The following is a 12,133-nucleotide window of genomic DNA, read 5'->3' as shown; positions in this document are numbered from 1 at the left end:
GAGGTTAAGATTTCGCATGGATTTATTGTTTTCTCTTGCAGGGAAAAAGGCAGTGATTACAGGCTGTGCAACAGGTATCGGCAAAAGCATGGCGGCCGGGTTTGCCAGGGCAGGAGCAGATATCATTGCGCTGGATATCGGGGATTTGGAAGATACCAGAAGGGCGGTTGAAAATCTGGGGCGGGAGGGCCGGTGTTACCATGTGGATTTGTCAGTTTCTTCTGATGTGGATACGCCTTTTGGAAGAAGCCGGTCATGTGGATATCCTGTGCAATAATGCAGGTATGCAGTTTCGGAAGAGCGCATTTGAATATCCTGAAGAGATGTTTGATAAGGTGAGTGCTGTTAATCTGAAGGCGCCGTACCGGTTGTCCCAGAAGGCAGCCATTCACTTTCGGGACAAAGGGATTAAAGGGTATTCTGCCAGGTAACAGGTTAATTATTGTACACAGATAATGTGAGGTTATTATGAGAAAGAAGACAGTAAATGCAAGAAGTAAGATTTTTACTATTATTGGAGATCCCATATCGCATTCAATGTCTCCGGTTATTATGAATTCTTCATTTGACCGTTTGGATATGGATAATGTCTTTGTAGCTATAAAAGGTAATCTGGAAAATTTTGATGTAATCATGCAGGGACTCGTAGCTTCTAATCTGGAGGGATATGTGTTTACTATGCCTGTGAAGGAGGTGGCTTTACGTTATATGGACGAACTTTCAGAAGAAGCGGAGATTATCGGAGCCGTGAACTGCGCATGCCTGAGAGAGGGGAGGATTATCGGCTATAATACTGATAGTTTGGGTTTTTGGAACGCAGTAAATGAGGCCAGAGATGAAACGCAGGAAAAAATCCAGAAGGTATTTATTTTAGGTGCGGGAGGAATGGCCAGAGCAGCAGCGGCGCAGGCAGCTTTACAGGGAGTGAAGGAAATTGTAGTATCGAATAAATTTACGGAGATTCACTTCATGGAAAGCTTTAATGCATTTATTAAGAGGCTTAAGACTAAAGTACCATCAGTTAATATTAAGGTAATTGACTGGAAAACTGATGAGTGGGAACAGGAACTGCCTTCATGCCGGCTCATTGCAAACTGTACACCGAATGGAATGGGGGGGAGGGGAGATTTGGGGGTTATTTTTCCATATGAGTCAGTTTGTGAGAATGCGGTTTTCTTTGATGCTATTTATGAACCCATGCAGACGGAATTTTGCCTGAATGCAGAGAAAAGAGGATTTTTAACAGTTTCCGGAATAGATTTGTTGGTTCATCAGGGTATGTGTTCATTTAATAACTGGACAGGCATAAAGGTTGAATCAAATCAGATGAAAGAAGATATAATGGAATTTTTAAATATCAAAGAGTAAGGGGGAAATTAAGAATGAAGAGATTGTTAGCGGCAGTATTGGCAGTATGCATGATTTCTGGTATTGTAGGATGCGGCAAAAAACCAGAAACCGGGAAAGTTTCAGAGGCGAGTAGCACAACAGCGGAAAAAGAAAGTGCAGAAACAACGGAAAAAGAAGAAAGCATTGAAAAAATGGTCTGGAAACTTGGAGATACGCAGGCTGAAGACCATCCGGAGGTTGTATCTTTTGGACAGTTTGGTGAAAAGCTTGAACACTTGACGAATGGCCAGATTCAAGTTGAGATTTATCCAAATTCAGCATTAGGAAATCATAGGGAGATGCTGGAAAGTGTTCAGATGGGAAATTTGGAAATTACAAAATGTATGTCTACGGACTTATCGTTTTATGTAGAAGAGTCAGCAATATTTGGACTGCCTTACATTTTCACCAGCCTGGAACACATGGATGCCTGCCTTAATGGGGGCTTAAAGGATTGGTTCAATAATCTGCTGGCTGAGAAAGATTTAGTTGTGATTGCCTGGCTGGATGCAGGAAGCAGAAGTGTTTATAATTCAAAGAATGCAGTTAATAAAATGGAAGATATGAATGGACTGCTGCTGAGAGTTCCGGAAAACGATGTGTTTATGTCATCAATGGCCGCATTCGGTGCAACGGGGACGCCTATGCCAATGGGAGACATATACTCAGCATTACAGACGGGCGTAATTGATGGCGCAGAAAATGCCGCTCCCGTATTATATAGTATGAAGCATTATGAAGTTGCTAAGTATTTCTCACTTACAGAGCATATTCGTACACCCGATGTATTAATAATGTCAAAGAGCTATCTTGAGTCACTGCCAAAGGAAATTCAGGATGCTGTGTGGGAGGCTGGAGCTTATCTGGAGGAAGTAGAACGTCAGAATTGGGCGGATTATAATGATAAATGCCTTGAAGAGTTAGAGAAGGGCGGTACGGTGATTAATGAGGTGGCTGACAAATCGGACTTTGTTAAGGCATCGGAAACAGTATGGGAAAAGTTTAAAGACGTTGTAGGCGAAGATATGATAGACCTGTGTGTTTCTTTGCAATAGATTGAATTTAGCTTCCGCTCGCCTATATGGTGGGCGAAAGCCGCATTAGGAGGAAAACAATGGTAAAGAAAGCATTAAAGGTTCTGAATAAAATAGAATTGCTTGTAATTTATATAACCTTTGGTGGAATGATTTCTGCGGCGTTTGCTCAGGTTATATTCCGTCTGATATTAAAAAGCCCATTGGCGTGGAGTGAAGAAGCCTGCCGATATTGTTTTGTGTGGCTGGTGTTCCTTGGAGGAGGCTGGGCGGTTTCTGGAGATGCGCATTTCAGAGTTGATTTTATGATAGCGTTATTTCCTAAGACAGAAAGATTATTCACCTTTATTTCGCATGTGGGAATGCTTGCTTTTGGAGGGGTCATTCTGGCTTATGGAATTAATATGCTTAGCATAGCTGCAAAACAGGTATCGCCAGCGCTTCATATCTCTTTAGCGATTCCCTATGCTGCGCTTCCTGTATCTGGGATGTTGATTATGATTCATGAACTGGAAAAATTCTATGATATGTTTAGAAAATCTGCAACTAATAATATATAGAAGAGGAGGTTGATAGGGGATTATGGGATTGATTATTTTTTTAATATTATTTGGACTTTGTTTTTTCAGTGTCCCTATTGCAGCTTCCATTGGCTTTTCATCCATAGCAGGATTATTGCTAAGCGGCTATACTCTGCAGACAGTGGTGCAAAGAATGTTTACGCAGATAGATTCCTTTTCTATGCTTGCCATTCCATTCTTTATTCTTTCGGGAAACCTGATGGCAAAGGGAGGAATTTCCACAAAGCTGGTTGATTTATCTTCTGCTTTAGTTGGTCATATAAAAGGAGGATTATCACTGGTGTGTGTAGTAGCATGTATGTTTTTTGGGACAATATCTGGTTCCGGTGCGGCTGCTACTTCTGCAATTGGGTCTATTTTGATACCTGCAATGCATGAAAAAGGATATGATAAAGCTTTTACGGGAGCCATAGCTGCAACCAGCGGGCCATTAGGCATTATTATTCCGCCAAGTATTGTTATGGTTGTGTATGCGACAACCGCAGGGGTATCTGTGGGTGATATGTTTCTCGCAGGCTATATTCCGGGAATTATAATTGGAATTTCACTTATGCTGGTATGCATTGGTTATTGCGGCAGACGAGGATATTCGGTGGAGCCCAAGGCAACCTTTGGACAATTAATGAGTGCATTGAAGGACTCCATTTGGGCTATTATAATGGTAGTTATCATTATGGGCGGAATATTAAGCGGAAAGTTTACTGCAACGGAGGCATCGGTTATAGCAGTGGTTTATGCATTTATAGTCGGGCGTTTTGTATATAAAAAGCTGGAATTGAAAGATATTCCTGAAATTTTAAAGGACAGCGCGTTTACGACAGCTGCAGTTATGTTCTGTGTATCTGTAACAAATGCATTATCATGGGTATTGACTGCTAACCATATTATTACAGCGATAACAGATGCATTGTTGGCATTATGCAGCAACAAAATCATTTTCTTCTTAATCTCTAATGTTATTTTATTGTTCCTTGGCATGATTTTGGATTCCACGCCTGCAATTATTCTAATTGTTCCAATCTTACTGCCAGTGGCAAAAATTCTTGGAATTAATCCAGTACATTTTGGGTTAGTAGTAACAGCAAACCTGGCGATAGGAATGAGCACACCTCCGGTAGGAATAACACTGTTTGTAGCGTCTGGGATTTCACAAACGCCTCTTTCGAAAATGATAGGACCATTAATCCCCATGTGGATTGCAATGTTTGCGTTTTTGATGGTTATTACATTTGTTCCGCAAGTTACAATGTTTTTACCGAATTTATTTTAGAGCCTTAAATTTGGATAACTATAGATAGGGGGGAGTGAACCATGAGAACTGCGTTAGTGACAGGAGGAAGCAGGGGAATAGGTCTGTCTATTGTAAAGGAATTAGGGTTAAATGGATATCGCGTAGCATTAATGGCAACCCGGCCTGAAGAAGAGTATCCTGAAAGTACGGAGATATTGAGAAAAGCCGGGGTAGACTATTTCTGGTTTTCGGGAGATATAAGTAACTCGGAAGATAGAAAACGTGTAGTTTTACAAGCATTAGAAGCATTAGGAACATTTGATGTACTTGTGAATAATGCGGGTGTTGCTCCAAAGGTACGGGCTGACCTTTTGACGATGACAGAGGAGAGCTTTGACTATGTAATAGGGACCAATACAAAAGCAAATATGTTCATGACGCAGGCAGTGGCGCTGCAGATGATGAAACAGCCTTTACACGGAGACAAGCGTGGAACCATCATCAATATTTCGTCCTGCTCTGCTGAAGTCTCTTCTGTAAACAGGGGAGAATACTGTGTCTCAAAGGCAGGTATATCTATGCTTACTAAATTGTATGCGGACCGGCTGGCCCCGGAGGGGATTTTTGTATATGAAATAAGACCTGGGGTCATCCGCACCGATATGACCAGCCAGGTGGAAGAAAAGTATACAGAACTTATCAGTCAGGGGATGTTCCCCATCGCGAGATGGGGAACTCCTGAGGATGTGGCAAAGGCGGTCAGGGCGTTCTGCTCCGACGATTTCTGTTACACGACAGGCAATTACATAGATGTGGATGGAGGGTTCCACATCCGGCGTTTATAGGATGTGGTTTCAGCATATGGATATTAACAGGATACCTTTTTACCAATACAATACAATCATAGTCGGAACCGGGGCAGCAGGTCTTAATGCAGCCGTAACCCTTCATAAGCTGGGGCAGAAAAACATTGCCCTGATTACAGAAGGACGGTATATGGGGACGTCCAGGAATACGGGTTCAGACAAACAGACCTACTATAAACTGACCCAGTGCGGCAGTGAACCGGACAGCATCCGGAAAATGGCGGAGACCCTGTTTGAGGGGGGATGTGTGGATGGAGATATTGCCATGGCTGAGGCAGCCGGCTCTCTCCGGGCATTTTACCATCTGGTGGATATCGGCGTGCCTTTTCCTTTTAACAGGAGCGGGGAATATGTGGGGTATAAGACGGACCACGACCCGTTAAAAAGGGGGATTTCCGCAGGCCCGCTGACATCCAAATACATGACCGAATGCCTGGAACGCCAGGCAGAGGAACGGGGAATCCCGTTCTTTGACGGCTATCAGGCAGTACGCCTGCTCACGGAAGAAGAGGACGGCGTAAAGAGGGCGGCGGGCATCATTGCCCTGAATAAACGGAAGGCCGCCTCACCCGATGAACGGTATGCCGTGTTTTCGGCCGTTAACGTCATATGGGCCACGGGCGGGGAAGCAGGGATGTATCAGGCCAGTGTATATCCGGTCAGTCAGACCGGCGGGATGGGAATATTGCTGGAGGCAGGAGCTGCCGCAAAGAATCTGACTGAGTCCCAGTTTGGAATTGCATCTGTAAAGCACAGATGGAATTTGTCGGGAACCTTTCAGCAATGCCTGCCCCGTTATCTGTCTGCCGACCAGGACGGCGGCAATGAGAGGGAATTCCTGAATGATTATTTTGATACGCCCAGACAGCTTTTGACGGCAGTTTTCTTAAAAGGGTATCAATGGCCCTTTGACCCCAGAAAGGTTGAAGCCCAGGGGTCCTCTCTCATTGACCTGCTTGTTTATCAGGAGACTGTGCTGAAGGGAAGACGGGTTTATCTGGATTTTATGCATAATCCGTCTGCATTGATGGAAGACGGACATGTTACGTTCCGGTATCTGGCCGGGGAGGCCAGGGAGTATCTTGAGAATTCCAAAGCTCTTCTGGATACGCCTTATAAACGGCTGAAGCATATGAATCCGTCGGCCATTGAAGTTTACAGCAGCCATCATATTGATTTGTCCGGGGAGTATCTGGAGATTGCAGTGTGCGCGCAGCATAACAACGGCGGAATCGGAGGAAACCAGTGGTGGGAGAGCAATATCCGGCACCTCTTCACCGTGGGTGAGGTAAATGGTTCCCACGGCATATACCGTCCGGGCGGGAGTGCACTGAATGCAGGTCAGGTAGGCGCCATACGGGCCAGCCAGTATATTGTGAAGCGTTACATGGGGGAACCCTGCCAAAGGGAGCAGTTCCTCAGCGCCCACATGAAGGAGGTGGAGGAGGAGACGGCCTTTGGAGAACTCGCCCTGCAGAGCACACAGGACTGCCTGACGGATGTGGCAGGACAGCTCAGGCTGCTGGGAATCAGGATGACCAAATACGGGGCGTGTATCCGCTCAGGGGAAGGGATAGGGACAGCTCTTGAGGAAAACCGGAGGCAGAGGGAACAGCTGGAGCGCAAGGTCCGTATTAAGGGACCGGAAGCGCTTAAGGAGTTGTATAAACTGAAGCATCTTCTGATAAGCCAGTTTGTTTACCTGGAGGCCATGAAGGATTATGACGCCAGGGTCGGCGTCAGCAGAGGGTCCTGTCTGGTATATAATCCGGAGGGGCAGATACCTAACCCCCATTTGGATGAACGGTTCAGGAACAGGACAGAGGAAACGGATGCATCCGTGCTCCAGGAGATTTATTATGATGCAGGAACGAAGGTCTGCCATGTATCCTGGAGGCCTGTAAGACCCCTTCCCGACGAGGAAATCTGGTTTGAAAATGTCTGGAAAGATTACCGTGAAGATGGTATTATAAGGTAAAAGGCGGTTAAAGGAGAATACCAATGGTAGGAATTCGTGATGTTGCAAAATATGCAGGGGTTTCTCCCAGCACAGTATCCAGAGCGCTGTCAGGCGTGGCATTTGTAGAGCCAGAGACAAAAGAGAAAGTGATGAAGGCTGTCAGTGATTTGAACTATAAGCCCAATCTGGCGGCCAGGAGCCTGAAAAAAGGCGGAAGCAAGCTGATTGGCCTCATCATACCGGATATCATGAACCCATATTATCCGGAGGTAGTAAAATATATGGAGGCATGCGCTACAAAGGCAGGTTATTCCCTGATTTTATGTGATGCACTGGGAGATGTGAAAAAGGAGAAGGAGTACTTTAAAACCCTTAAATACCTGTTTGTAGACGGCATACTGTATATTGCATCCACAGAGGATGTGGAACATGTGAAGCCATACATAGGGGAGATTCCCATGGTGATTGTAAACCGTACCTTTGATGTGGATGCCCCCTGTATTAATATTGACAATGAAGATGCGGCCTGCCAGGCGGTGAGGTGCCTGACCGGCAATGGACACAGGAAGATTGCCCTGTATATTAACGACAAGGACCGTCAGTATAACAGGGAGCGTCTGGCAGGGGCCCTGAAGGCTCTTGGGGAATGCGGGATAGAGGACTACGAGAAATATATTGTCCGCGATGTGGAATCCGAGGACGATGCCTATTATAAAACCCTGGAATTAATGCGCCAGGAGGAAAGGCCCACAGGCATATTCATGTTCAATGATTTTATGGCTTACGGCGTATACAGAGGCATCACCAAAAGCGGACTAAAGATACCGGATGATATATCCGTAGTTGGATTTGATGATATTCCCCAGGTAAAATACCTGGACCCTCCGCTGACCACGCTGCGCCATTCCCTGGCAGATACGGCAGGAATCATATTTGAACAGCTGATGGAGCAGATAAAGACGCAGACCTGCGCCCATAAGAGCCAGACCTATTTTAAAGGCAGGCTCATTGAACGGGAGTCTGTGAAGAATCTGATTTCCTAGGCAGTCTGGAGGAATGAAATGGAAAAAGTGAACATATGGGATATAGAAGGGACGGAATTTCCGGCCGGCCGGCGTACCCGGGTCATCCTGGGCCAGAATGGAGCCATGGAAGGCGGGAAATTCTGCCAGGGCTATGTGGTGGTGTATAAAGGCGGCGGGATACCGGAGCATGACCATGAGACAGTGGAGTCTTATACGATTCTGAAGGGCCATGGAGAGATGGAGGTAGACGGGGAGAAGCAGCAGGTAAAGGAAGGCGATTGTATCTTTATTCCAAGTAATCTAAAACACTCTCTGTATAATACCGGAGAAGGGGAATTGCATATGATGTTTGTGTATGCGCCAAGTATTATCGTGGACCACTGGGCCAGGGAGCAGAGCGGTGAGATAAAATAATAGGGGCAAGAGCCGTTAAATCCATTTAGTCAGGGGGATGAAATCCTACCTTTCTGGATGGATTTTATTATATCTTACTGTAAATGTAAGGATTTTAGGCTTCTCACAGATTGCTTCCTGCCACCCCATATGTTATATTATACTACACAGATTGCCGTGTCAGCCAGAGAAGGGAGGTCCAGCCATGATTATCAGCGCCAGCAGGAGAACAGACATCCCTGCGTTTTACTCAGACTGGTTTTTCAGGCGGCTGGAGGAAGGGTACCTGTATGTAAGGAATCCCATGAATCCCAGGCAGGTCAGTAAGATTCTCCTGAACCGGGATACGGCGGACTGCTTTGTGTTCTGGACAAAGGACCCGGGTCCCATGATGGAAAAACTGTCTTTGTTAGACCGGATGGGATATCCCTATTATTTTCAGTTTACCCTGACGCCCTATGGGACGGACGTGGAACCGGGCCTTCCCCATAAAAATGAACTGGTAAAGACGTTTCGGGAGCTGTCCGCCAGGCTGGGGCCTGAGCGGGTTATATGGAGATATGACCCTGTGCTTCTCAGTCCGTCCCATACAAGGGAATACCATTTCCAATGGTTTTCCAGGCTGTGCAGCTGCCTGGAAGGCTACACCGATACCTGCGTCATCAGTTTCCTGGATATGTACCAGAAAATAAAGGGCAGGATGGACCGGATTCAGGCCCATGCCATGACGGGAGAGGACATACAGGTCCTGGCCTCCTTCATGGGGCCGGAGGCAGAGAGGCATGGCATGACCGTCAGGACCTGTTCAGAGGCAGCGGATTTGTCCGGGTTCCATATCCGTAAGGGCAAATGTATTGATGACCAACTGATTGCCGGACTGCTGGGCCGTTCCCTGGATGTAAAGAAGGACCATACCCAGAGAGAGGAATGCGGCTGCGTCAGGAGTGTGGATATCGGCGCTTACAATACCTGCTCCCATTTCTGCAGGTACTGCTATGCGAATTTCAGTCCGGCCCAGGTGGAAGCCGGACGCAGGATATACGACCCTGACTCGCCCCTTCTGTGCGGCAGGCTTACGGGGGAGGAACGGATTACAGTGCGGGAGATGAAATCAATTGTCTGTCCTGCTGACGGCGGCCAGATGCGCCTTGTTTTTGACGCTGAAAAGGATGGGCGGCCGGAATATTGATATGATATGGAGCGTTGATATGATACGGAGTATGGTTAAAATAAATAAAAGAAAAATAACAGCAGCCCTTTTGGGCGCTGCGGTGATTGCATCCATGATGCCTGCCCGGGGCCTGGCAAAGGAACGGTCAGGGGACGGATGGATGAGCAAGGTGGAAATCACTGCCCACAGAGGGGATAACTCCCAGGCGCCGGAGAATACCATGCCGGCTTTTAAAGCAGCCGTGGAAAACGGGGCGGACTGGATTGAGCTGGATGTGACGCAGACAAAGGACGGGGTGCTGGTGATTTTTCACGACGCTGACTTGATGCGCATGACAGGAAAAGCAGACAAGATATGGGATTTGAGTTATGAGGAGCTGAGTTGTATTAATGCTGCCAGCCATTGGGGCCCGTTTTTTAAGGATGTCAGGATACCAACCCTGGAGGAAGTGCTGGATTACTGCAAGGATAAGATAAAGCTGAATATAGAGGTGAAGGTCAATGGCCACCAGACCCAGGACTTTATTCCGGTATTGGTTGGGATGATTCAGGCAAAGGGCATGGCAGGCCAGTGTATGATTACGTCCTTTGACTATCAATCCCTTCAGACGGTAAAGCAGCTGGACCCGGGCCTGGAGACTGGATTTATCTCCTCCAAGGCCATAGAACAGCCCGAGGCATTTACCAGTGCCGACAATTTTGTGCTGAGCATTGACCTCATAAACCCCGAGACCGTGAGCTACATCCATGCGCTGGGCAAAGAAGTCATAGCCTGGACGGTCAATGATGCCTACTCGGTTGACAAATGCAGAAGAGCCGGGGCGGATAACCTGATTACGGATAAGCCAAAGAAAATAATGGAAGACTGATTGCCTGTACCGGGCTGCGGTATAGATTTGCCATTTACGACCATACTTTCCATATACAAGCAAGAACGGAGGAGATGGTATGAGGCTGCCAAAACACATCGGAATCATTCCGGACGGAAACCGGAGATGGGCCAAAGGCCAGGGAATGGATAAATCAGAAGGATATGGACACGGAATTTCGCCCGGAATGTCCCTGTACCGCATGTGCCGGGAACTGGGCATTGGGGAAATGTCTTTTTACGGGTTTACGGCGGATAATACAAAGCGGCCCTCTGTCCAGAGACAGGCATTTACCAGAGCCTGTGTGGCAGCGGTGGAGGAGCTGGCAAAGGAAGATGCCAGCCTGCTGGTGCTGGGAAATACAAAATCCCCCATGTTTCCCCGTGAGCTGCTTCCCTTTACCGCCAGACAGGATTTTGGGAAAGGCGGGATGAAGATTAATTTCCTGGTAAATTACAGCTGGGAGTGGGATTTGGGATTTAAGGACAAAGCCATTGGGCCAGGGCTTAAGACAGCTGAGGTTTCCAGAATCGACCTCATTATACGGTGGGGAGGACGGAGGCGGCTTTCCGGCTTTCTGCCTGTGCAGTCCGTGTATTCGGATTTCTATGTGGTTGATGAATACTGGCCGGACTTTAAGAGGGAGCATGTGGAAGATGCCCTTAAATGGTATGCAGCCCAGGATATTACCCTGGGAGGATGATTTTTCGACAAATTTCAACGTGTAAACGTCTTTTTTCAACATGTAATGAGAAACAACAGCAGGGGGGTGTAAAATATTAAGGATTAAAATTGCAGTACGGGGATAGGTGCATGATACAGATAGCAATATGTGACGATGACTTTCAGGTGTGCAGCCAGCTGGAGGACTATATCAGGCGATGGAAAGAGGGACGTAGGCTGGAGGTGGAGATATTCAACACCGGTAAGGAATTTGAGGAAGCACTGCAGGAACGGCATTATGATTTGATTTTTCTGGACATTGTGATGAAGGACAGGAGCGGAATTGAACTGGGCAGGTTCATCCGGGAGGAGCTGGGCAATGATACGAGCATGATTGTCTATATGTCGGCTTACGGGGATGAATATGCGCTGGATTTGTTCCAGTTCCAGCCCTTTCATTTTTTAAAGAAGCCAATCAGGCCGGAGGATTTCCAGAATATATTTTATAAAGCTTGTGAAAAGATAGAGGGTGATGCCGGAACCTTTGAATTCAAATCAAGCCGGACAGTATACAGAATACCCTTAAAAGACATCCTCTATTTCGAAGGTGACAACCGGCGGGTGAAAATTGTGACTGCCGGCCATACATATCATTGCTATTCCACCTTAGAAAATTTGTTTTCCAAAATTAATATGGAGCAGGCTGGTTTCATACGGCTGCATAAGTCCTATGCCGTAAATCTCCGATATGTGGCAACCTTCAGCGTACGTATGGTGACCCTGTTTGACGGTTCAGAGTTTACGGTCAGCGCGCCTTTTAAGGAGAATGCCCTGAGGCAGTATGAGGCGTATATTTCCAAGACAGGGATTGGACGGTGAGGAAAGATAAATATTTAAAAGCAAGGCAGACGCCCAAAGGAAATACCTTCAGGCGCCTGCCTTTTGAATGGTA

At 46.7% G+C, this 12,133-nt stretch carries 14 protein-coding genes; all 14 read left to right on the top strand.

Annotated features, from left to right (window positions below; all coding sequences use genetic code 11):
• Positions 1–16 precede the first annotated feature (16 nt).
• The 14 genes from I2H39_RS29540 (at position 17) to I2H39_RS23745 (ending at position 12,060) form a co-directional block, all read left to right on the top strand.
• Entirely contained in the window at positions 17–277 is a 261-nt protein-coding gene (locus I2H39_RS29540; RefSeq protein ID WP_264469680.1) for an SDR family NAD(P)-dependent oxidoreductase, read from the top strand.
• A 7-nt stretch (positions 278–284) separates the two neighbouring features.
• Positions 285–431 (top strand): hypothetical protein, encoded by a 147-nt coding sequence (locus I2H39_RS29535; RefSeq protein WP_264469681.1) that lies wholly within the window; start codon positions 285–287, stop codon positions 429–431.
• A 37-nt stretch (positions 432–468) separates the two neighbouring features.
• On the top strand, positions 469–1,368 hold the full coding sequence (locus I2H39_RS23800) for a hypothetical protein (RefSeq protein ID WP_195627674.1): 900 nt from the start codon (positions 469–471) through the stop codon (positions 1,366–1,368).
• Positions 1,369–1,382: 14 nt separating this feature from the next.
• Complete coding sequence (locus I2H39_RS23795) at positions 1,383–2,444, top strand: TRAP transporter substrate-binding protein (RefSeq protein WP_195627673.1); 1,062 nt, start codon at positions 1,383–1,385, stop codon at positions 2,442–2,444.
• Between the two features lie 59 nt (positions 2,445–2,503).
• Positions 2,504–2,983: a TRAP transporter small permease gene (locus I2H39_RS23790; RefSeq protein WP_195627672.1), complete on the top strand. Its 480-nt coding sequence runs from the start codon at positions 2,504–2,506 to the stop codon at positions 2,981–2,983.
• A gap of 22 nt (positions 2,984–3,005) precedes the next feature.
• Positions 3,006–4,274, top strand: coding sequence for a TRAP transporter large permease (locus tag I2H39_RS23785; RefSeq protein ID WP_195627671.1), 1,269 nt, complete (start codon positions 3,006–3,008; stop codon positions 4,272–4,274).
• A 56-nt stretch (positions 4,275–4,330) separates the two neighbouring features.
• Positions 4,331–5,080: a 3-ketoacyl-ACP reductase gene (locus tag I2H39_RS23780; protein ID WP_330641083.1), complete on the top strand. Its 750-nt coding sequence runs from the start codon at positions 4,331–4,333 to the stop codon at positions 5,078–5,080.
• A gap of 16 nt (positions 5,081–5,096) precedes the next feature.
• The gene (locus I2H39_RS23775; RefSeq protein WP_195627669.1) at positions 5,097–7,079 is read left to right on the top strand and encodes an FAD-binding protein; all 1,983 of its coding nucleotides are present in this window, start codon (positions 5,097–5,099) and stop codon (positions 7,077–7,079) included.
• A gap of 23 nt (positions 7,080–7,102) precedes the next feature.
• Positions 7,103–8,104, top strand: coding sequence for a LacI family DNA-binding transcriptional regulator (locus I2H39_RS23770; RefSeq protein WP_138309873.1), 1,002 nt, complete (start codon positions 7,103–7,105; stop codon positions 8,102–8,104).
• Between the two features lie 18 nt (positions 8,105–8,122).
• Entirely contained in the window at positions 8,123–8,500 is a 378-nt protein-coding gene (locus tag I2H39_RS23765) for a cupin domain-containing protein (RefSeq protein ID WP_138309874.1), read from the top strand.
• 184 nt (positions 8,501–8,684) lie between these two features.
• Positions 8,685–9,668 carry a DUF1848 domain-containing protein gene (locus I2H39_RS23760; protein WP_195627668.1) on the top strand — a complete coding sequence of 328 codons (984 nt, stop codon included), beginning with the start codon at positions 8,685–8,687 and terminating at the stop codon, positions 9,666–9,668.
• A complete protein-coding gene (locus I2H39_RS23755; protein ID WP_195627691.1) occupies positions 9,649–10,518 on the top strand; it encodes a glycerophosphodiester phosphodiesterase family protein in 870 nt (289 codons plus the stop codon). Before I2H39_RS23760 ends, I2H39_RS23755 begins: the two co-directional genes overlap by 20 nt.
• 79 nt (positions 10,519–10,597) lie before the next feature.
• Positions 10,598–11,221 (top strand): undecaprenyl diphosphate synthase family protein, encoded by a 624-nt coding sequence (locus I2H39_RS23750; RefSeq protein ID WP_138309876.1) that lies wholly within the window; start codon positions 10,598–10,600, stop codon positions 11,219–11,221.
• Between the two features lie 110 nt (positions 11,222–11,331).
• Positions 11,332–12,060 (top strand): LytTR family DNA-binding domain-containing protein, encoded by a 729-nt coding sequence (locus I2H39_RS23745; RefSeq protein WP_138309877.1) that lies wholly within the window; start codon positions 11,332–11,334, stop codon positions 12,058–12,060.
• Positions 12,061–12,133 lie beyond the last annotated feature (73 nt).

This window comes from Clostridium sp. 1001283B150225_161107_B6 (genome assembly GCF_015556325.1).
Lineage (GTDB): Bacteria > Bacillota > Clostridia > Lachnospirales > Lachnospiraceae > Enterocloster.
Note: the sequence above shows the minus strand (reverse complement) of the source record. Positions and strands in the feature narration are given on the sequence as shown.

Excerpts from the sequence above, each read along its gene's own strand:
- I2H39_RS29540 (WP_264469680.1), top strand. The coding sequence starts at position 17 with ATGGATTTATTGTTTTCTCTTGCAGGGAAAAAGGCAGTGATTACAGGC.
- I2H39_RS29535 (WP_264469681.1), top strand. The coding sequence starts at position 285 with ATGCAGTTTCGGAAGAGCGCATTTGAATATCCTGAAGAGATGTTTGAT.
- I2H39_RS23800 (WP_195627674.1), top strand. The coding sequence starts at position 469 with ATGAGAAAGAAGACAGTAAATGCAAGAAGTAAGATTTTTACTATTATT.
- I2H39_RS23795 (WP_195627673.1), top strand. The coding sequence starts at position 1,383 with ATGAAGAGATTGTTAGCGGCAGTATTGGCAGTATGCATGATTTCTGGT.
- I2H39_RS23790 (WP_195627672.1), top strand. The coding sequence starts at position 2,504 with ATGGTAAAGAAAGCATTAAAGGTTCTGAATAAAATAGAATTGCTTGTA.
- I2H39_RS23785 (WP_195627671.1), top strand. The coding sequence starts at position 3,006 with ATGGGATTGATTATTTTTTTAATATTATTTGGACTTTGTTTTTTCAGT.
- I2H39_RS23775 (WP_195627669.1), top strand. The coding sequence starts at position 5,097 with ATGGATATTAACAGGATACCTTTTTACCAATACAATACAATCATAGTC.
- I2H39_RS23770 (WP_138309873.1), top strand. The coding sequence starts at position 7,103 with ATGGTAGGAATTCGTGATGTTGCAAAATATGCAGGGGTTTCTCCCAGC.
- I2H39_RS23765 (WP_138309874.1), top strand. The coding sequence starts at position 8,123 with ATGGAAAAAGTGAACATATGGGATATAGAAGGGACGGAATTTCCGGCC.
- I2H39_RS23760 (WP_195627668.1), top strand. The coding sequence starts at position 8,685 with ATGATTATCAGCGCCAGCAGGAGAACAGACATCCCTGCGTTTTACTCA.
- I2H39_RS23755 (WP_195627691.1), top strand. The coding sequence starts at position 9,649 with ATGGGCGGCCGGAATATTGATATGATATGGAGCGTTGATATGATACGG.
- I2H39_RS23750 (WP_138309876.1), top strand. The coding sequence starts at position 10,598 with ATGAGGCTGCCAAAACACATCGGAATCATTCCGGACGGAAACCGGAGA.
- I2H39_RS23745 (WP_138309877.1), top strand. The coding sequence starts at position 11,332 with ATGATACAGATAGCAATATGTGACGATGACTTTCAGGTGTGCAGCCAG.